Consider the following 17369-nt stretch of genomic DNA (forward strand, 5'->3'; position numbering starts at 1 on the left):
ACTAACAACAATGGCGATTAGTATATCGAAGGGAGACTGCTTTCATTGTGGTCTTCCTAATTTTGAAGGTGACAAATACCCTGTCACCATATTAAACCAGAGTCACAATATGTGTTGCCCCGGCTGCCAAGCCGTTGCAAGCTCAATAGTTGATAATGGCTTAGAAAGCTACTATGAATTTCGAACCGAGCCAGCTGCACGCGGCGACTCGGCGCTTGATAATACAATGAGTAAACTATCAGTATATGATGAGCCTGAATTGCAGGAAGATTTTGTACTGGAAAGCGGTAATAATAAAGAAATCCAATTAACCGTCGAAGGAATTACTTGTGCGGCTTGCGGATGGTTAATTGAAAAGCAATTAGCCAAAGTTGTAGGTGTAAAGCAAGTTTCTGTTAATGTTGGTGCGCGCCGAGCATTGATCTCATGGGACGATGAACAGATCAAGCTCTCACAGTTATTGCAGCAATTAAAGAAAATAGGTTATGCATCTCTCCCATTCCAGGCAGATAGCCACGAACTCTCCTTCCAAATTGAACAAAAAAGCTACCTAAAGAAGTTGGGCTTGGCAGGCTTGATGACGATGCAGGTAATGATGCTCGCTATGGGGCAATATTTTGACCTCTTCGGTAGTATCGACGCTGAAACGACTAGATACTTTAATTGGGTTAGTTTAGTGCTTACCACGCCAGTAGTGCTTTATTCCGGCAGCGTATTCTACTTAAGCGCGTTAAAAGCCACCTTAGCTAAAAGAATCAATATGGATATCTCCATCACGATCGCTATTTTATCCACGTATATTGCTGGAATAATCACTGTAAACCAAGCTGATGCAGAAGTGTATTTTGAATCCATCTGCATGTTTATTTTCTTTCTCCTAATTAGTCGCTTTTTAGAACAACGCACACGTTACAGAGCCAACCTAATATCCTCAAATATGCTAAAACATATCCCACTTACAGCATACAAATGGGTAGATGGAGAAATAAAAGGTGTTTTAGCAAAACAATTGAAAGTAGATGATCTTGTTTTAGTAAAAGCTGGCGAAATTATTCCGGTAGATGGTGAAGTTGTAGAAGGACAAGCCACAGTTGATGAGTCACTATTGACCGGTGAGTTTGAGTCCGTTGCTAAGCAACAAGGTGAGCTAGTTTATGGCGGTACACTAAATCAACTTGGTGTTATTACGATTAAAGTCACCAAAACGCTTAAATATGCCATGGTTAATCAGATTTTGCGCTTGCAAGAAACAGCAATGACAAACAAACCTAAAGTTGCCTTGATGGCTGATAAGTTTAGCGAGCATTTTGGGGCGATTGTGCTAGCCTTCACTGTGTTAACCTACTCATATTGGTTCATACAAGATAGTCCTCATGCGTTTTGGATAGCAATATCAGTCCTCGTTGCAACCTGCCCTTGCGCTTTAGGTTTAGCAACTCCTTCAGCGCTTACATGCGCCATGGCTAATCTAAATAAGAATGGCATTCTATTGAAGCGAGCAGATGCCTTAGAGCAACTGAGCGATATCACTGACATTGTATTCGACAAAACAGGCACACTCACATATGGTGAGTTTTCTTGTGGAAAAATGTGGTTTGCAAAAGACGCACAGCGCGAAACTTTATTGTCGATTGCAAGCTCATTAGAACTTCGTTCAGAACATCCTATAGCTAGCGCTTTTACTCACTGTGAAATAGAAGAAAGCCATCGTCATATAGATAAGTTTCAAGTAAGTATTGGAAACGGGATTTCTGGTAAAGTTGACAACGCTCTCTACAAGCTAGGATCCGCAAACTATGTTGCTTTAAGTGAGCAAGAGCTAATACAACATAAAATTGCAGACGCGACTATTATAATGACTAAAAATGGTCAACTAAGTGCAGCATTCTGGCTAGTTGATAAGATTAAGAACGATGTAGCAGATGTATTGAGTCAATTGGCCAATTATAAAACCATTATTCTCAGTGGTGATAGTGAAAAAAATGTCTCGGACGTTGCGCAAAAGTTAGGTATCGATGCTAGCTACTCTCAATGTACTCCAGCAATGAAACTAGAAACTATACAGCGCTTACAAGGCGAAGGTAAAAGAGTTTTAATGCTCGGAGATGGTATTAACGATGCACCTGTTCTAGCGGCATCCGATGTATCTTTAGCCGTTGGAAACGCCTCGGACTTAGCGAAAAATGCTGCCGATATTATCTTATTAAACCCTCAGCTAGAGTCACTTGTATTCATTTTATCAATGGCCAAAAGAGTCAGAAGAAAAATTAAGCAGAATATGGCATGGGCAATTGGATACAATGTATTAGTATTACCTTTAGCGATGGCTGGCTTTTTAACTCCATGGATGGCAGCGCTTGGCATGTCAATTAGCTCCATTATTGTCGTTTACAATTCGACGCGTCTGCTTAAGAATTAGATTAAGATTACATTGGACAGATTTTTATGAGTATTATTTACGTATTGATCCCCCTCGCCATCATTCTCGTGGGTATTGCTGTCATCGTATTTTTCTGGGCTGTAAGGTCTAATCAATTTGAGGATTTAGATCGTCAAGGTTTTAGCATATTGTTTGATGACGATTTAGAAAAGAAGAAAGACAAACAAGAGTCAAAGGGATCAGCTAAAAATTCCGAAGATATAAAATAATGCTAGAAATCAATTTCCTAGGTGCATTTCTTATTGGTATTGCTGGCGGCGTGCACTGTATTGGTATGTGCGGAGGAATTGCTAGTGCGTTTTCCTTTGCTATCCCAAAAGGACAATCTCAACTTCCCTATATTCTTTCATACAACCTTGGTCGTATACTCAGTTACACTTTGGCTGGCGCTTTAACCGGTTTCATCGGTGGTATTGCCAGCGTCAATATTCAAACTTCAATACCGATTCTGCAAATTATCAGCATTGTATTCTTAGTTTTACTCGCTTTGTATATCGGTGATTGGTACAAAGGTTTATCTGCATTAGAGGCATTAGGTGCTAAAGTTTGGAAACGAATTTCACCCATATCAAAAAAACTAATTCCATTTAAAAACCCAATTTATACAGTAGCTTACGGTGCAATCTGGGGCTGGCTTCCCTGTGGGCTAGTTTACTCTGTACTTACCTGGTCCTTGGCGAGTGAATCTGTTTTTCAAGGCGCATTGATCATGTTTTCTTTTGGTTTAGGTACATTACCCACACTAATAGCGACGAGTATTGGAGCTGGTTTTTTAGTGCCCATTTTTCAGCATAGAGTGACACGAAAAATCATTTCACTATTTCTGCTTTGCTTTGCACTTATCTTGACCTTAAAGCTTTAAATAGGTCATAATTACTTTGAAAATAATCAAAAAGAGTAAGTCATGGCCAAAGGTCCAGAACTGTCGATTCACTGTCAAAGTTGTAGCTTCAGTCACTTATGTTTACCCGTTAGTTTAAACAAAAGCGAACTAGAATCATTAGATGACATTATCGAGCGCAAGAAACCACTCCACAAGAATGATAAGTTAGTCAAATACGGTGATCAGTTCCATTCTTTATATGCTGTAAGATCTGGCTCTTTTAAATCATATGTCAGTGATAAAGATGGTGTTGAACAGATCATTGGCTTTCACTTCCCCGGCGACATCATTGGGTTTGATGCGCTAAATGATAATAAGCACAGTAGCTATACACAAGCACTTGAAACTGCGATGGTATGTGAGCTTCCCTACGATACTCTCGATGAAATGTCGGTGAAACTTCCTAAACTAAGACAACAAATAATGCGATTCATGAGTGCCGAAATAAAGCATGATCACGATCTAATGATGTTGCTTAGTAAGCGCAATGCTGAAGAACGCTTATTATATTTTCTCAGTGACCTATCTCAAAGGTTCGAAGAGAGAGGCTTTTCGGCCAAGCAATTTAATTTATCTATGACACGCAATGAGATTGGAAACTACCTGGGTCTTACCGTTGAAACGATAAGTCGATTGTTAACGCGCTTTCAAAAAGAGTCTTTGATTAAAGTAGATGGTAAATTGATTTCGATTATTGATTTTGATGCTATCAATCAGCGATTACCCGATATGGAAATAAATTTCTCACGCGTCTGCGTTTAAAATCTTAGTATTTTAAACGCTCTGTGCTTCAAAGGCTGAGTATGTTAAACATGCAGCACTGTTAAACGAAAGCGGACTTAGCCTTTTATTCCACAGTCATTTGATCTAAGGCAATGATCTTACTGGCATATTATCTAAAATAGATCCAAACTATAAAAATAGAATGATAAGTTTTGGAGAGCAATATGTTTACTTGTAAGAAAATTCTGGCCGTTGTAGATCCTAAATCAGAAGTACAAACATCACTTCAGCGTGCTTTAAGCATTGCTGATAAAACAGGGGCGCAAATTGTCGCCCTTAGCTGTATTTATGATAAGTCATACGATATGGCGGCTGTTTTAACAAGTGATGAACGCTTCAACATGAAACAAGCAATGATGGAACAAGCCAAATTAAAACTAGAAGCTTTGGTTAAACAATTCAAGTGCGAGAGTAAGGTAGAAATCTTAGTGACTTGGGAGAAGAAGTTACACGATTCAGTTGTCAACACCTGTAATGAATTAGCTTGTGACCTAATTATAAAAAGCACAAAGAAGCATGGTTTACTCTCCTCCAGTATTTTTACACCAAACGATTGGCATATACTTAGAAAGTCCCCAGTCAGCGTCTTACTAGTTAAATCACATGATTGGCCAGAGGAAGCCACCATCGTCGCCTCTCTAGGAGTTTCTGCAAGAGATGACACACATGTATCATTGAGCGATAAAGTTGCTGAGAATGCTCATGCTTTGTCAGACTTACTCAATGCAGAAGTGCATTTTGCCAACTCTTATGCGGGAGCCCCATTACATATTGCTGTCGAAGTTCCTAACTTTTCACCCGAAGTGTATAACAAGTCAGTTGAAGAAAGACATATTAAAAAGGTGCAAGAACTAGGTCAAAAATACCAACTTGAAGAAGCCAATATTCATGTATTAGAAGGCTTACCTGAAGATATCATTCCAGAAATATGTAAGAAAAACAAAGCAACACTGCTTGTTATTGGTTCGGTTGGTCGACAAGGTTTATCTGCAGCGTTATTAGGCAATACAGCTGAACTGATTATAGATGCCGTTGAGTGTGACACCTTAGTTGTAAAACCTGATTAAGTTCATCGACTTGTTTTGAGTGGTTCACTGTATCGAGTTACTTAATGCTTTGATTAGCTCATTGTTTTGACTAGCTCACTGCTTAGCTCAGCTTAAGCTATGTATTTTACACAGTTCAGTATTTACAATTGCTCTCATAAGGTTTTCTTGTGCCGACGTTTTGTTAATTGCTTACCTCGTTAACAAGCTTTAATATACACGGCATTGGAAAGCACCCTACTTTGCATCTGTATCAATATTTCGCTTGTAGGTGTGAGAAGTATTTTATTAATAAGTTTGAGCCCTTCGGCTGTCGGAATGAATAATGAGCGTAATTGCGAGCTTTGATCCAAAGCAAAAATACAATAATGATAAGTTAACGAAGAAGATTCGTAGGAATGTAGGTAAAGCCATCGCTGACTACAATATGATTGAAGATGGCGATGTTGTCATGGCAGCAATAAGTGGTGGTAAAGATTCATTCGCTATGCTCGATATTTTGCTCAGCTTGAAAAAATCGGCCCCAATACATTTTGATGTAATTGCCGTGAACTTAGATCAAAAGCAACCTGGCTTTCCAGAGCACATTCTTCCTGAGTATTTAGAATCTAAAGATATTCCGTATTACATTATCGACAAAGACACCTACTCTGTAGTGAAAGCAAAAATCGATGAAGGGAAAACGACTTGCGGTTTATGTTCTCGTCTGCGTCGCGGAAGCTTATATTCATTCGCAGAAACCATTGGTGCCACTAAAATAGCGCTAGGCCACCATATGGATGACATGGTCGAAACCACTTTTCTCAACATGTTTTACGGTGCGAAGATGAAATCGATGCCGCCAAAGCTACTTTCAGATGACAAACGTAATATTGTCATTAGACCATTGGCTTACTGCCGTGAGAAAGACATTCAAAAACTCGCTGAAGTGAATGACTATCCTATTATTCCTTGTAATCTGTGTGGCTCACAGGAAAACTTGCAGCGTCAAAATATCAAAGCAATGTTGACCGACTGGGACAAGCTTACACCAGGGAGAGTCGAAAACATCTTCAAATCATTTCAAAATATTAGTCCTAGCCAAATGGCTGACACTCAATTGTTTGATTTTGAAACCTTGTCAATTGACCGCACTAGTCCCAAAAAAGAATACGAATTTAATAGTGAGGAAGTTTCATCAACCAATATTGATGAATCCTTAGTTATTCAAATAGCCAACTTATAAAAGGAGCGACATGAAAATTGGACTTGCTTTAGGTGCTGGAGCCGCTAGAGGCTGGGCTCACATTGGTATTATTCGAGCGTTGCAGAAATCGGGAGTCAAGGTTGATGTTGTCGCTGGCTGTTCTATTGGTGCATATGTTGGAGCAGCATTTGCAAGTGGTAAATTGGACGAACTTGAAGCGTGGGCTAATACACTCACTGAATGGCAAGTTTTTAAACTGCTTGGTGTAGGGTTTCGTCGTGGTGGCTTAGCTAGCGGCCAGAAAGTATTTGATAAACTCAAAGAAGATTTTTGCGCACCTACATTTGAGGAAATGAATATTCCGTTTGCGTGTGTTGCAACCGATCTTTACTCCGGAAAAGAAGTTGTTTTCAATTCCGGTGAAATTGGTGATGCTATTCAAGCGTCTTGTGCCATACCTGCCCTTTTCAGTCCAGTTGATCACAATGGTAGATGGTTAGTTGATGGTGCTGTCGTTAATCCAGTCCCTGTTAATCAATGTCGGCAAATGGGGGCTGACTTCGTCATTGCAGTGAACCTGAGTGCGGATTTTAGGCCAAGGCTCATAGAAACATATGAGAAAGAGCACGAAGAAAGCCAAAAGAAGACCGATGAGATGCTTGATAAAGCGAGCGACGGTTTTATTAAGAAATGGTTTTCAGCGGACGCAAAGCAAAGCAAAAAGACACCACCTAGTATCGTGGGTGTCATGAGTAGTTCTTTAGAGATTTTACAAGCAAGAGTTACTCGTTCACGCTTGGCCGGCGAGCCACCAGATATACTCATCGAACCACAATTAAATGATGTTGGTATCCTCGAATTTCATCGAGCAATTGAGATCGGAGCAAAGGGAAGCCAGGCGGTCGAAAGACTCGCCCAACAAATTGCCTATCAAATGAATTTAATCGAGACTCACTAACTATTTGCTTGCTAGCGCCGTTATGCGTAACGGCGCCGTATTCAGCTTCAGCCCTTTCCTGCGCTCAAACCACTCATCATCTAGTATTAACAGACCTTCTTTTACAAGCTCGCCGGTTCTACTTGATTCGTTCAAGTTTTTGTCGCTAAATTGAAAGGTTAATCCTTTAACTGTAGGCATCATAAATGACAAAAAGCTGCCCATTTCATTAAAAAACGCTTCATATTGTTGGTAGATAAATCTTAGCTCTTCAAAAGTGTAATTAGTCTTCAAATACTCTGGTTTAGTTTCAAGTTGAACAGAGATATCACATTGATTTGAAGGTTCTTTAAAATCAATCACCACAAAAGCGTTGGCGAGACTTAAGGCTTTTTCAGATTGAACCGTAAAACGTTGTTCAGGTGAAATAGTTAAAGGCAGTTGCACTTTCTCGGTACTGATTCGTGCGGAATTTATGGTGCAAAGCTTACCGCTAGTAACGTGCTTAAAGCCAAAAGCGAACTGCAGAGCTTGAGTGTCTTCATTGTCTAGTTTTCTAACATGGCTGTAGAACGTTTTGTATTTTACTTCTACTTCATCAGCTGCCGCCACATTCGAAAATGAAAATATAAACAGCCCAGTAATAACAACGCTCTTTAGCATTACATATGTTCCTTGTTGACTCGAATCATTTGTTTGAGCTCATGTACATATTCTTCGCCACGTTCAGAGTATTTCAAAAGCCCTTCAGTCATTGCGACTGCCGATATAGGCTTCATTTCGTCACGAAGTTTTTTCCTTATTGCGCGCATTTCACGATACGCGTCATGTCTGTTTAAGTTGCGCATGTAGGTATACATCGCTCTAGATAAATTATTAAACTTGGCAACTTCATGGGCAGCACCATCATTACGACGTTTAGGAACAAAACCACAACCTTCTCTAAAGCACCAAAGTCCAAAGAAGTTATAGCCCTTTTGAGCGAACCTAGATGTTCCCCACGCCGACTCATTAGCTGATTGCACTAATACTAGTTCAACAGGGATAATATCCACTCTATTAAGAAGGCGTTCAAACACCGGGTCTAAGTCTTCCCCCATGTCGACTCTGTACTCTTTTGCGAGCCATTCAAGTTCCTGCATTTGGCGTTCAGAAATCATTTCACCCGAAATGTGTTTAGCTCTGAGCCCTTGAATAAACTCCCTTTGTCTTAATATGTGACCATTTTGTGTTTCAACTGAGGGTCTAAGATATTCAAAGAATGCTTTTTTCTTTTCTAAACTAATCTGATATTTTGAAAAGTCAGGGATGGGCTTTTTCGCAGAAATACTCTGTGGTACTTCTTGAATTTCAGACTTCTCTGGTTGCAGAGAATATATCGTAAATAAAACGAGTAAAAGAACGACAGCGGAAATCGAAATTATTTTCAATTTATGCATCAAAGTGTGACTCCTCGGTATTTGTAAGGTGCTCTACATTTTGATCCTCATCTTGAGAATTAAACAAGTCGTTATAGAGTATAGCCGTTACATTATAGTAAAGTGGTGTAATCCAAATGAATGCTAGGCCAAACGTTATCATACCCAGCAAAGCCAAGGCAAAGAATATCAGGAACAACATGCTTAGTTTAAACAAGTGCTGATTGGCCATCTGAATTGATACTTTAATTGCAACAAAAGGGCTCATTCTTTTATCTGCAATCAAAAATTTAGTAAAGCTCGTTGTTATGTATATATAAATAGCTGGAACAATAAATAAGCTCATGCCTACTTGAGTTAATAAAGAGATACATAACTCGGCGGTTGCTAAACCTAAGATTAAATATGTGAAGTTGAATAATTGGCTAAAGCTAATATCTTTTTTTCTTTCTGTATTAACAGCCATCATAGCGATCCCTGCCCACAATGGCGCTAACAAAACTGTAAGGATCATATTCAAAAAATAGGTTTCAGTTTGCAAGGCTTCCAGTTGAGCAACAGTTTCAATATTGTAAACATTGAAGAATGCTACAAACGAAAGCAAAACTATAAAAATGACAAAAAATAAAGACCTTAAGATTACGGGTAAATTTTTCTTCGTTGCTACATTACCTCGCTCTAAAAGCGCTTTAATATCAATTTGATAATCTTGTGACGGTGCTTTAATCATTGCTCAATTCATTCCAAATTAGTTTGCTGTTTACGAACATCGTTAGCATTAGCTATTGAATACTAAAAATACCGCCATAACGATTAGTACGACGCCCATTGCGCGGTCAAAAATATAACCATTTAATTCATAAAATGCTCGTACGCGTTTATGTGTAATTACGACAGATAAAAATATAAACCAAGCAGCCGTTGCAAGCGCCATATACAAGCCATAAATAATTTTATGCTCTAAAATTGTGTCAGCAGAAATCGCCACAGTAAAGACCGATAAAAAGAAAAGCGTTGCTTTAGGGTTTAAACCGTTAGTAAAAAAGCCAAGCATGAACGATTTGCTCCAGCTCTTTGATGCATTGATAGTAGACGGTATTTCGGTGCTGGCATTCGTAGGTTTACTTCTAAGCGCTGATATACCTATCCAGGCTAAATAAGCCGCGGCTAAATAAAGCAAAGCATTGAGTAACCATGGCGTCGTTTTAATAATAATACCAATGCCAACGAGCGAATAAACAACATGCAAAAGAATCCCGCTGCCAATCCCTATACTTGTTGCTATAGCCGCCTTTCTCCCCTGCTGTATGCTTTGTTTTAATACAATAGCAAAATCAGGACCAGGGCTTGCGACAGCAAAAAAATGAATGAGCGCAATAGAAAAGAATTCTAACCAATTAAACACCGAAAGGTCGCTCATTGACTTACCTCGACTGGGAACGACTGGCTAGCTCCCCATTCTGACCAACTTCCATCATAAACTCGAATACAAGATGCTCCTAAAGAATAAGCTGCTTGCGCAATGATACAGGCTGTTATTCCGCTTCCACAACTAGTAATAATCTCATTATCCAATTGAATATTATTTTCGTTGAACATGGCGCGCAAGCTTTCTTTACTCTTAAAACAAGCAGCTTCGAGTAAGCTAGCATAATAAATATTGACTGAGGTGGGAATATGACCGGAACGCATGTTCTCTCTTGGCTCTGCTTCGGAACCTGCAAAGCGCCCTGGACTTCTAGCGTCAATTATCTGATAAACCTTTCTCTGAGATGAGTTAGAACTAAGTTTATCTACCAAATAATCAGCATTTACGAAGCTAAAATAGCTTGAAGGATTAAGCCTTACATTCGATGGGGAGCTGACTTGAGATAAGTTTGAATGTGTATCAAAAGACGAAGCATTCCAAGCTTTTAAACCGCCGTCAAGTGTTCGCACGTTCTCAAAACCCATAGATAACAACATAAACCAAGCTCTTGATGCACAAAAATTGTCTAAGTCATCGTAAACAACAATTTCATCATCTATGTTCAAGCCAAGATTACGTGCAGAGGCTTGGAAAACCTCGCGATTTGGCATCATATTACTTAAAGAGGCATTATGATCGACAAAGTCGCTCTCAAAATCAAAAAATAAGGAATCGGGAATGTACTCGGAACACGCTATGTTTGGCGGGGTCGGCTTTGAAATAGGACCTTTAGCCATTGTTGTATAGAGAATTTTTAAATTTTTTGAATCAACCAAGCTTAGCTTTTCAGCTAACTCTTCACATTGTATTGTTGTTGAATTCATATTGAAAGCAAACCAATAATTTCGTCTAGTACTCAATGACATAATTAAAACACGATTATGCCAAACATAGAAGTTTGCAAAAAAGAAATGGTGCCCGGGGCCGGACTTGAACCGGCACACTCTTACGAGCGAGGGATTTTAAATCCCTTGTGTCTACCAATTTCACCACCCGGGCACTGATGTTACGACATATCTTATAGCAAAAAGTGGAGGCGGAACCCGGAGTCGAACCGAGATCCACGGATTTGCAATCCGCTGCATAGCCATTCTGCCATTCCGCCGCAACATTGTTGCTTTTACATTTCGTCAATCAAAAGATTGGAGCGGGAAACGAGATTCGAACTCGCGACCCCGACCTTGGCAAGGTCGTGCTCTACCAGCTGAGCTATTCCCGCTCTGAAATGTGGGGTGCATTCTACCCTCAAAATCAAAGCTGTCAACACTAAATCTTAAAGAAAATTACTGTTTTATTAAAAATTGTACAGTTCGTTGTTATTTTGCACTGAAACCACTAAAAAACTAACTTTTTACTGCACTCAACTGTTTCCATGCAGCTTTTGTATAAACAACCATTGACCAAAGTGACAAAACCGCAGAGAAGTACAATAATATTTTACCTAAACTTACCCAGTATATAGGAATGCCCATAAAGACTTCTAAACCAGAGAGTAAACCGATTAATGCAAGCATTTGTGCGGTGGTCTTCGATTTGCCGATAAAGGAGACTTGAACCGCTTCGCTATTACCATGTTGTCCCATCCACTCTCTTAAGGCTGAAACATATATTTCACGCATTAATAAAGCGATAGCTGGCACCGTAATCCATACGTCGGCGTATGTATGCGTCACCATTAGTAGTGCAGCTGCCACTATAAGCTTATCAGCGACAGGATCAAGAAACGCGCCGAAGGGCGTTGATTGCTTTAGTTTTCTAGCTAAATAACCATCGAACCAATCTGTAATGGCCGCAAACCAAAATATAAATGCACCGGCTTCATGAGCCCAACGCCAATCGAGAAAATAAACAACCACGAATACAGGTATCAGAAGTACTCTGAACATGGTGATGATGTTAGGGATGGTCCACATAAATACTAAAAACCTTAGTTAACTGGTCTAATCTGCAACTATGATACCAGAACAGACTGAATTAAGAATGCAAATGATCATATATGATATCGGCAAGTTCATCACTTATGCCAGGAACCCTTGAGATTTCTTGTTTGCTCGCATTCTTCAGACCTTGCAATCCACCTGAATACTTTAACAAAGCTTGCCGTTTCTTTGGGCCTACTCCAGCTATCCCTTCTAGTGTTGAAGTCTTTTTCACTTTTTGTCGTCTATTTCTGTGCCCTGAAATAGCAAAACGATGCGATTCATCACGTATATGCTGTATAAGATGTAGTCCAGGCGCATCACTTTCCATAGGAATCGTTTCATAGGAACCGGCTCTAATCAATGTTTCAAGGCCGGCTTTCCTGCTACTTCCTTTTGCAACACCAATAAGCGTTGGCTTCTTATCGTCGGGCCAATCTTCGAAATGTACTTCAGCTTGTGACAATTGCCCTTTCCCGCCGTCGATAAACAGAATATCGGGAATTTTTGCATCGGCATTGGGTGACTTGTAACGTCGCTTCAGAGCTTGAGCCATTGCTGCATAATCGTCTCCGCCTGTAATACCATCAATGTTGAAAGTTCTATATTCACTCTTTAAAGGTCCATCTCGGTTAAATACAACACATGATGCAACTGTTTGCTGACCCGATGTATGACTAATATCAAAGCATTCCATTCTGCTAATCGGCGTATCTCTTTCTATCGCTCGTTCTAAGTCAACAAAGCGTGCAAACATTGATTTTTGTTGGTTTTGTTGTGTTTCCAATGCATTGTCTGCGTTCTTATTTGCTAGTTGCAAGTACTGTCGTTTTTCATCTCTCGCACCTTCATAAAAGCGCACTCTATAACCCGCTTCTGTAGAGAGAACCTTTTCAATATCAGCCATTTCAGGGAATTTTATTGGAATAATGATTTGCTTCGGGATCGTTTTATTACCAGCAAGATAAAACTGAAGTATGAAGGATTGAAAGACAGTCTCTGCTTCAATGTTTTTTGGGATTTTGGGAAAAAATGACTTACTGCCAAGTAGTTGGCTATCACGAATAAATAAACCTTGAACACACACCAAGCCATTTCGAAAGGCAAAGCCGAATACATCCATCTCTTCTTGATCACCACTCACAAACTGTTGTTCCTGAATTCGTCGTAGTGCGCTAATTTGATCTCGATAACGCGCGGCAGCTTCAAAATTTAATGCCTCACTGGCCCTTTCCATTTTCTCAACTAATGAAGAGATAACTTGAGAGTTTTTGCCACGCAGAAACAATGTTGCCAGATTAACCTGCTCTGTATACTCCTCATTACTCACATAACCTTCAACACAGGGTGCAGAGCACCGTTTCATTTGATACTGCAAGCAAGGACGACTGCGGGCTCTGTAGTAACTATCTTCACATTGTCGAATAGGGAAAATACGCTGCATTGAGCGTAAACTCTCTCTTACTGCCCAAGCGCTCGGGTAAGGTCCAAAATAAGTCCCTTTTAATTTCTTCGTACCTCGATGAAAACTTAATCTAGGATGCTCATGATCAGACAAAAAGATAAACGGATAGGACTTATCATCCCTTAAAACGACGTTATAACGAGGCCTATATTTTTTGATGAAATTGTTTTCGAGAATGAATGCTTCGGTTTCGCTAGAAACAACAGTAACATCCATTTTGGCAATATGAGTAACGAGGGATTGGGTCTTAACGCTATCTACATTTTTTCTAAAGTAGGAGCTAACGCGTTTCTTTAAGTTTTTTGCCTTCCCCACGTAAATTACTTCATCCCTGATGTTATACATTCGGTAAACACCAGGTTTTGAAGTTAGGTTTTTAAGAAAGGCTTCGGAATCAAAAAGCGCTTGGTCACTCATCGCTATTCAGTTTGGATTAACTTATGACGCAACGCTAAGTGCGTTAACTCAACATCAGAGCTGACATTCAGTTTTTCGAACATTCTGTATCGATAAGTATTAACGGTTTTAGCACTTATATTAAGATGTTGCGCAATTTCAGGAACCCGTGTTCCCCTCGTCAACATTAAGGTAATTTCCAATTCACGATCAGACAAGTTCTCAAATGGATTATCATGATTCTGCACTGTGCTTCCAATTGCTAACTCTTGAGCAACATCGGCAGAAATATAGCGTTGGCCCGCTGAAACTTTGTAGATTGCATTGACCATTTCACTCGGATCAGCATCTTTCGTTAGGAATCCGTGTGCACCTGCCTGCATTATCTTAGTTGGAATTGGGTTTTCTTTATGCATAGATAAACAAATGACACGCGTACTATCGCAAATACGTAATATTTTACGAGTAGCCTCTAGGCCACCGATTCCCGGCATGCTCACATCCATCATGATAATATCAGGTGCGCTTTTGCGACAATGCTCAATGGCCTCTTCACCACTTCCGACGGAAGCTACGACGTTAAAATCTTTAACATCATTTAAAATGCGACTGATCCCTGTCCTAACGAGTTCATGGTCATCGACCAATAAAATCTTGATCACGTAGGAACCTCAATTTCTTATTATTAATTTAATACGACTATTTATAAGTACCGAGTATCTTACAAATAGCTTCATATTGGAATAGATTTATGTATCAGCAGTATTGATTTCTAACCATAAATAAACAAGCTAGTGGAAAAGAAATGATATGCTAGAAAAGAAAAACCCCCGACAACAAAGTTATCAGGGGCTTAGTATGTGGCGGAGAGTAGAGGATTCGAACCTCTGGTGGGTTTGACCCCACGTCTGATTTCAAGTCAGGTGCATTAAACCGGGCTCTGCCAACTCTCCGTAACGAGGTGCGCATATTAAAGTTCAAATGAGCTGTTGTAAAGTCTTTAGATAGAAAAAATTCAATTTTTTTGTTTGTTTGAACGTTTTTTACCCATTTTCGTATTTAGACCATATGGTTTACAAATATGTTTTCGAAAATGACTTGAAATTTGGAACCAAACACCATACAAAGTATCTAAGATTTAACTAATTGTTTTGCCCAATTATTATTTAACGTGGAGACGTATAAAAATGGAACAACGTTCAGTGTATTCAGCTTCTGACACTCGCTCAGTAGTTGAGATTAATAAAGTATTGAAAAATACTTATCTGTTATTGTCTATGACTTTGGCATTTAGTGCAGTTTGTGCATGGATAACAATGCAAATGGATCTTTCATTTGTTGCTAGAATTGGATTAATGATAGCAGCTATTGCGAGCCTATTTGCAATTAGTAAATTCCAAAATTCAACGATTGGTTTAGGACTTGTTTTCTTATTTACCGGTTTGATGGGCGCTGGTTTAGGTCCATTGTTGAATTACTATTTAAACGTGGGCTATCCTGGTCTAATAATGGAAGCCCTTGGTACAACAGCAATTATCTTTGTTGCGTTGTCAGGTTATGCAATCTTTACTAAAAAAGATTTTAGCTTTATGGGCGGCTTTTTAGTTGTTGGTTTGGTATTTGCGATTATCGCGAGTATCGCTAACATCTTTTTTGCAATCCCAGCTCTATATCTAGCGATTAACGCAGTTATCGTTTTCATCTTCTCTGGTTTCATTCTGTATGACACGAGTAGAATTGTGAAAGGCGGTGAAACAAACTATGTGATGGCTACGGTAAGCTTGTACTTAAACATCTACAACTTGTTTACTTCATTGCTTGCATTGTTAAACGCTTTTGGTGGTGACGATTGATTCGCACCTCTACTAAAGGAAAACACCCCGCTTAGGGGTGTTTTTGTTTGTTATGAACAAATTTCTTATTTTTATCACTGGCTCTCCATTTGATTCATTGAATGGTCAAACTGCCCTATCCTTTTGTGAATCAGCGGTTTCAATGGGTCATTGTGTCGAACAGGTTTTCTTTTATCAGCAAGGCGTTCAACATGCTAATATTGATGTACAGGCGGCAAGTGGTGAATTAGGTATAATGAAAAAGTGGGTTTCATTTTCTGAGCAAACAAAAACACCTTTGAATATCTGTGTCACCGCTGCGATTAAACGTGGTGTTATAGCAATGGAAGAGGCTCAAGAGCTTGAGCTAAATAGCAATTTGCATGCTTCGTTCAATAGCGTGGGAATGGCGGATTACTTTGCCGCGCTTAATAACGATAATAGCGGTGATGTGAATGCACCGATATGTATTCAGTTCTAGGTGCATAGAATGACCCAGCTACTCATTATATCTACAAGACCTCCTTACTACTCAAGCGCAGCTCAAGATGCATTAGAAGCCGCTTTAGCAGCAAGTAATGTTGGCCTCTCTGTTACTTTTGTTTTTATGGGAGGTGGCCTGTATCAATTATTAAATGGTCAAGATAGTAAACAAATCGGTAAAAAATCCATATCAAAGCAAATTAAAGCAATGCCCCTATATGATATCGAACCTATTTACTTCATGGACTCTGATTTGTCTGAACGGCAAATTAGTAGTAATTCTATGTTGAATGTTGCTAATGCTATAAGCGACTTGGAGTTTACGCATTTATGCTCAACTGCAAGCTGTATATTACGTTTTTAAGGAACTAGCGCTGTGTTGATCATATTTTTAGGTTCAGAACACTCTTTAATTGAGAAATATATAATTCAAGATGAGTCAAATGCCTCAGCAATAATTGTCGCTCAAGAAGGTGTCTATCATCTAAGCAAAATCATCGAGCAATATGTTAATCGGAGTAAGATATACGTGCTTAATCGTGATCTGAAAGCGACTGGCCTCTTGTCTAGTTTCGACGATAAGGACAATATTGAAATAATCGACTTCAATAAGTTCGTAATTTTGAGTACTGAATTTACTCCAAGCGTCACCATTCAATAGAAAACCGTTTATTTGTAGTAAACAAAAAATAACAATATTAATTTGAAAGACTAAGAGTGAAAATCAAACAGCATGCCGTACTATATTGAATTTAATAATCAAAAAATTGAAACCGATAAGAATGGTTACTTGCTAGATCATACCGAATGGCATAAGGACTTAGCGCCGATAATTGCACAAAAGGAATCGATCGAGTTGAGTCCCGCTCACTGGGAAGTTATCGAATTTGTTCGTGATTTTTATGAAGAATACGAGACAAGCCCCGCTATTCGAGTACTTGTTAGGAGTTTGAAAGACAAGTTTGGACCTGAAATTGGTAGCAGCCGCTACGTACAGCGTTTATTCCCAAAAGGCCCAGCAAAGCAAGCCACAAAAATCGCAGGGCTTCCAAAACCCGCAAAATGTTTATAGTGTAATAAACTAAAAAAGGCGCTAAAAAGCTTACATTAAAA

20 protein-coding genes and 4 tRNA genes are annotated in these 17369 nt (G+C 39.3%); 12 read left to right on the forward strand and 12 right to left on the reverse strand.

Annotated elements, in window-relative coordinates; genetic code table 11:
* Nucleotides 1-10: 10 nt before the first annotated feature.
* The 7 genes from ACKLNX_RS15265 to rssA all read left to right on the forward strand — a co-directional run bounded on the left by ACKLNX_RS15265 (nucleotide 11) and on the right by rssA (nucleotide 7296).
* On the forward strand, nucleotides 11-2419 hold the full coding sequence (locus ACKLNX_RS15265; protein ID WP_412972985.1) for a heavy metal translocating P-type ATPase: 2409 nt from the start codon (nucleotides 11-13) through the stop codon (nucleotides 2417-2419).
* 26 nt (nucleotides 2420-2445) lie between these two features.
* Entirely contained in the window at nucleotides 2446-2649 is a 204-nt protein-coding gene (gene ccoS / locus ACKLNX_RS15270; RefSeq protein ID WP_412972986.1) for a cbb3-type cytochrome oxidase assembly protein CcoS, read from the forward strand.
* A complete protein-coding gene (locus ACKLNX_RS15275) occupies nucleotides 2649-3302 on the forward strand; it encodes a sulfite exporter TauE/SafE family protein (RefSeq protein WP_412972987.1) in 654 nt (217 codons plus the stop codon). Before ccoS ends, ACKLNX_RS15275 begins: the two co-directional genes overlap by 1 nt.
* 42 nt (nucleotides 3303-3344) lie before the next feature.
* The gene (gene fnr / locus ACKLNX_RS15280) at nucleotides 3345-4085 is read left to right on the forward strand and encodes a fumarate/nitrate reduction transcriptional regulator Fnr (RefSeq protein WP_412972988.1); all 741 of its coding nucleotides are present in this window, start codon (nucleotides 3345-3347) and stop codon (nucleotides 4083-4085) included.
* Nucleotides 4086-4270: 185 nt separating this feature from the next.
* Nucleotides 4271-5173, forward strand: coding sequence for a universal stress protein UspE (uspE, locus tag ACKLNX_RS15285; protein ID WP_412972989.1), 903 nt, complete (start codon nucleotides 4271-4273; stop codon nucleotides 5171-5173).
* Between the two features lie 304 nt (nucleotides 5174-5477).
* Complete coding sequence (gene ttcA, locus ACKLNX_RS15290; RefSeq protein ID WP_411693845.1) at nucleotides 5478-6377, forward strand: tRNA 2-thiocytidine(32) synthetase TtcA; 900 nt, start codon at nucleotides 5478-5480, stop codon at nucleotides 6375-6377.
* 10 nt (nucleotides 6378-6387) lie between these two features.
* On the forward strand, nucleotides 6388-7296 hold the full coding sequence (rssA, locus tag ACKLNX_RS15295) for a patatin-like phospholipase RssA (protein ID WP_412972990.1): 909 nt from the start codon (nucleotides 6388-6390) through the stop codon (nucleotides 7294-7296).
* On the opposite strand, the gene ACKLNX_RS15300 is transcribed toward rssA, so the two are convergent.
* From ACKLNX_RS15300 to ACKLNX_RS15355, 12 genes are all read right to left on the reverse strand, one after another.
* Nucleotides 7297-7938, reverse strand: coding sequence for a DUF2987 domain-containing protein (locus ACKLNX_RS15300; protein ID WP_412972991.1), 642 nt, complete (start codon nucleotides 7936-7938; stop codon nucleotides 7297-7299). It abuts the gene before it with no gap.
* Complete coding sequence (locus tag ACKLNX_RS15305) at nucleotides 7938-8714, reverse strand: glucosaminidase domain-containing protein (RefSeq protein ID WP_412972992.1); 777 nt, start codon at nucleotides 8712-8714, stop codon at nucleotides 7938-7940. Before ACKLNX_RS15305 ends, ACKLNX_RS15300 begins: the two co-directional genes overlap by 1 nt.
* Nucleotides 8707-9423, reverse strand: a complete 717-nt coding sequence (locus ACKLNX_RS15310) for a hypothetical protein (RefSeq protein ID WP_412972993.1) — start codon at nucleotides 9421-9423, stop codon at nucleotides 8707-8709. The genes ACKLNX_RS15305 and ACKLNX_RS15310 overlap by 8 nt, the downstream gene beginning before the upstream one ends.
* 48 nt (nucleotides 9424-9471) lie before the next feature.
* On the reverse strand, nucleotides 9472-10113 hold the full coding sequence (locus tag ACKLNX_RS15315; RefSeq protein WP_411693840.1) for a LysE family translocator: 642 nt from the start codon (nucleotides 10111-10113) through the stop codon (nucleotides 9472-9474).
* The gene (locus ACKLNX_RS15320) at nucleotides 10110-10985 is read right to left on the reverse strand and encodes a sulfurtransferase (RefSeq protein WP_411693839.1); all 876 of its coding nucleotides are present in this window, start codon (nucleotides 10983-10985) and stop codon (nucleotides 10110-10112) included. The genes ACKLNX_RS15315 and ACKLNX_RS15320 overlap by 4 nt, the downstream gene beginning before the upstream one ends.
* Before the next feature lie 88 nt (nucleotides 10986-11073).
* Nucleotides 11074-11160 (reverse strand) — tRNA-Leu (locus ACKLNX_RS15325).
* A gap of 32 nt (nucleotides 11161-11192) precedes the next feature.
* Nucleotides 11193-11266, reverse strand: a tRNA-Cys gene (locus ACKLNX_RS15330).
* Between the two features lie 38 nt (nucleotides 11267-11304).
* A tRNA-Gly gene (locus ACKLNX_RS15335) sits at nucleotides 11305-11380 on the reverse strand.
* A gap of 124 nt (nucleotides 11381-11504) precedes the next feature.
* Nucleotides 11505-12074, reverse strand: coding sequence for a CDP-diacylglycerol--glycerol-3-phosphate 3-phosphatidyltransferase (gene pgsA / locus ACKLNX_RS15340; RefSeq protein ID WP_411693838.1), 570 nt, complete (start codon nucleotides 12072-12074; stop codon nucleotides 11505-11507).
* A 61-nt stretch (nucleotides 12075-12135) separates the two neighbouring features.
* Complete coding sequence (uvrC, locus tag ACKLNX_RS15345; protein ID WP_412972994.1) at nucleotides 12136-13962, reverse strand: excinuclease ABC subunit UvrC; 1827 nt, start codon at nucleotides 13960-13962, stop codon at nucleotides 12136-12138.
* 2 nt (nucleotides 13963-13964) lie between these two features.
* On the reverse strand, nucleotides 13965-14603 hold the full coding sequence (gene uvrY, locus ACKLNX_RS15350) for a UvrY/SirA/GacA family response regulator transcription factor (RefSeq protein WP_411693836.1): 639 nt from the start codon (nucleotides 14601-14603) through the stop codon (nucleotides 13965-13967).
* Nucleotides 14604-14802: 199 nt separating this feature from the next.
* Nucleotides 14803-14894 (reverse strand) — tRNA-Ser (locus tag ACKLNX_RS15355).
* 234 nt (nucleotides 14895-15128) lie between these two features.
* Here ACKLNX_RS15355 and ACKLNX_RS15360 point away from each other — a divergent pair.
* The 5 genes from ACKLNX_RS15360 to ACKLNX_RS15380 all read left to right on the forward strand — a co-directional run bounded on the left by ACKLNX_RS15360 (nucleotide 15129) and on the right by ACKLNX_RS15380 (nucleotide 17328).
* Nucleotides 15129-15794, forward strand: coding sequence for a Bax inhibitor-1/YccA family protein (locus tag ACKLNX_RS15360; protein ID WP_412972995.1), 666 nt, complete (start codon nucleotides 15129-15131; stop codon nucleotides 15792-15794).
* 52 nt (nucleotides 15795-15846) lie between these two features.
* On the forward strand, nucleotides 15847-16254 hold the full coding sequence (gene tusD / locus ACKLNX_RS15365) for a sulfurtransferase complex subunit TusD (RefSeq protein WP_412972996.1): 408 nt from the start codon (nucleotides 15847-15849) through the stop codon (nucleotides 16252-16254).
* 9 nt (nucleotides 16255-16263) lie between these two features.
* Nucleotides 16264-16620 carry a DsrE family protein gene (locus tag ACKLNX_RS15370; protein ID WP_412972997.1) on the forward strand — a complete coding sequence of 119 codons (357 nt, stop codon included), beginning with the start codon at nucleotides 16264-16266 and terminating at the stop codon, nucleotides 16618-16620.
* A gap of 12 nt (nucleotides 16621-16632) precedes the next feature.
* Nucleotides 16633-16917, forward strand: a complete 285-nt coding sequence (locus ACKLNX_RS15375; RefSeq protein ID WP_412972998.1) for a DsrH/TusB family sulfur metabolism protein — start codon at nucleotides 16633-16635, stop codon at nucleotides 16915-16917.
* A gap of 72 nt (nucleotides 16918-16989) precedes the next feature.
* A complete protein-coding gene (locus ACKLNX_RS15380; RefSeq protein WP_412972999.1) occupies nucleotides 16990-17328 on the forward strand; it encodes a TusE/DsrC/DsvC family sulfur relay protein in 339 nt (112 codons plus the stop codon).
* Nucleotides 17329-17369 lie beyond the last annotated feature (41 nt).

Origin of the sequence: Glaciecola sp. MF2-115 (assembly GCF_047250385.1) — a bacterium.
Lineage (GTDB): Bacteria > Pseudomonadota > Gammaproteobacteria > Enterobacterales > Alteromonadaceae > Glaciecola.

Excerpts from the sequence above, each read along its gene's own strand:
- ACKLNX_RS15265 (WP_412972985.1), top strand. The coding sequence starts at position 11 with ATGGCGATTAGTATATCGAAGGGAGACTGCTTTCATTGTGGTCTTCCT.
- ccoS (WP_412972986.1), top strand. The coding sequence starts at position 2,446 with ATGAGTATTATTTACGTATTGATCCCCCTCGCCATCATTCTCGTGGGT.
- ACKLNX_RS15275 (WP_412972987.1), top strand. The coding sequence starts at position 2,649 with ATGCTAGAAATCAATTTCCTAGGTGCATTTCTTATTGGTATTGCTGGC.
- fnr (WP_412972988.1), top strand. The coding sequence starts at position 3,345 with ATGGCCAAAGGTCCAGAACTGTCGATTCACTGTCAAAGTTGTAGCTTC.
- uspE (WP_412972989.1), top strand. The coding sequence starts at position 4,271 with ATGTTTACTTGTAAGAAAATTCTGGCCGTTGTAGATCCTAAATCAGAA.
- ttcA (WP_411693845.1), top strand. The coding sequence starts at position 5,478 with ATGAGCGTAATTGCGAGCTTTGATCCAAAGCAAAAATACAATAATGAT.
- rssA (WP_412972990.1), top strand. The coding sequence starts at position 6,388 with ATGAAAATTGGACTTGCTTTAGGTGCTGGAGCCGCTAGAGGCTGGGCT.
- ACKLNX_RS15300 (WP_412972991.1), bottom strand. The coding sequence starts at position 7,938 with ATGCTAAAGAGCGTTGTTATTACTGGGCTGTTTATATTTTCATTTTCG.
- ACKLNX_RS15305 (WP_412972992.1), bottom strand. The coding sequence starts at position 8,714 with ATGCATAAATTGAAAATAATTTCGATTTCCGCTGTCGTTCTTTTACTC.
- ACKLNX_RS15310 (WP_412972993.1), bottom strand. The coding sequence starts at position 9,423 with ATGATTAAAGCACCGTCACAAGATTATCAAATTGATATTAAAGCGCTT.
- ACKLNX_RS15315 (WP_411693840.1), bottom strand. The coding sequence starts at position 10,113 with ATGAGCGACCTTTCGGTGTTTAATTGGTTAGAATTCTTTTCTATTGCG.
- ACKLNX_RS15320 (WP_411693839.1), bottom strand. The coding sequence starts at position 10,985 with ATGAATTCAACAACAATACAATGTGAAGAGTTAGCTGAAAAGCTAAGC.
- pgsA (WP_411693838.1), bottom strand. The coding sequence starts at position 12,074 with ATGTGGACCATCCCTAACATCATCACCATGTTCAGAGTACTTCTGATA.
- uvrC (WP_412972994.1), bottom strand. The coding sequence starts at position 13,962 with ATGAGTGACCAAGCGCTTTTTGATTCCGAAGCCTTTCTTAAAAACCTA.
- ACKLNX_RS15360 (WP_412972995.1), top strand. The coding sequence starts at position 15,129 with ATGGAACAACGTTCAGTGTATTCAGCTTCTGACACTCGCTCAGTAGTT.
- tusD (WP_412972996.1), top strand. The coding sequence starts at position 15,847 with ATGAACAAATTTCTTATTTTTATCACTGGCTCTCCATTTGATTCATTG.
- ACKLNX_RS15370 (WP_412972997.1), top strand. The coding sequence starts at position 16,264 with ATGACCCAGCTACTCATTATATCTACAAGACCTCCTTACTACTCAAGC.
- ACKLNX_RS15380 (WP_412972999.1), top strand. The coding sequence starts at position 16,990 with ATGCCGTACTATATTGAATTTAATAATCAAAAAATTGAAACCGATAAG.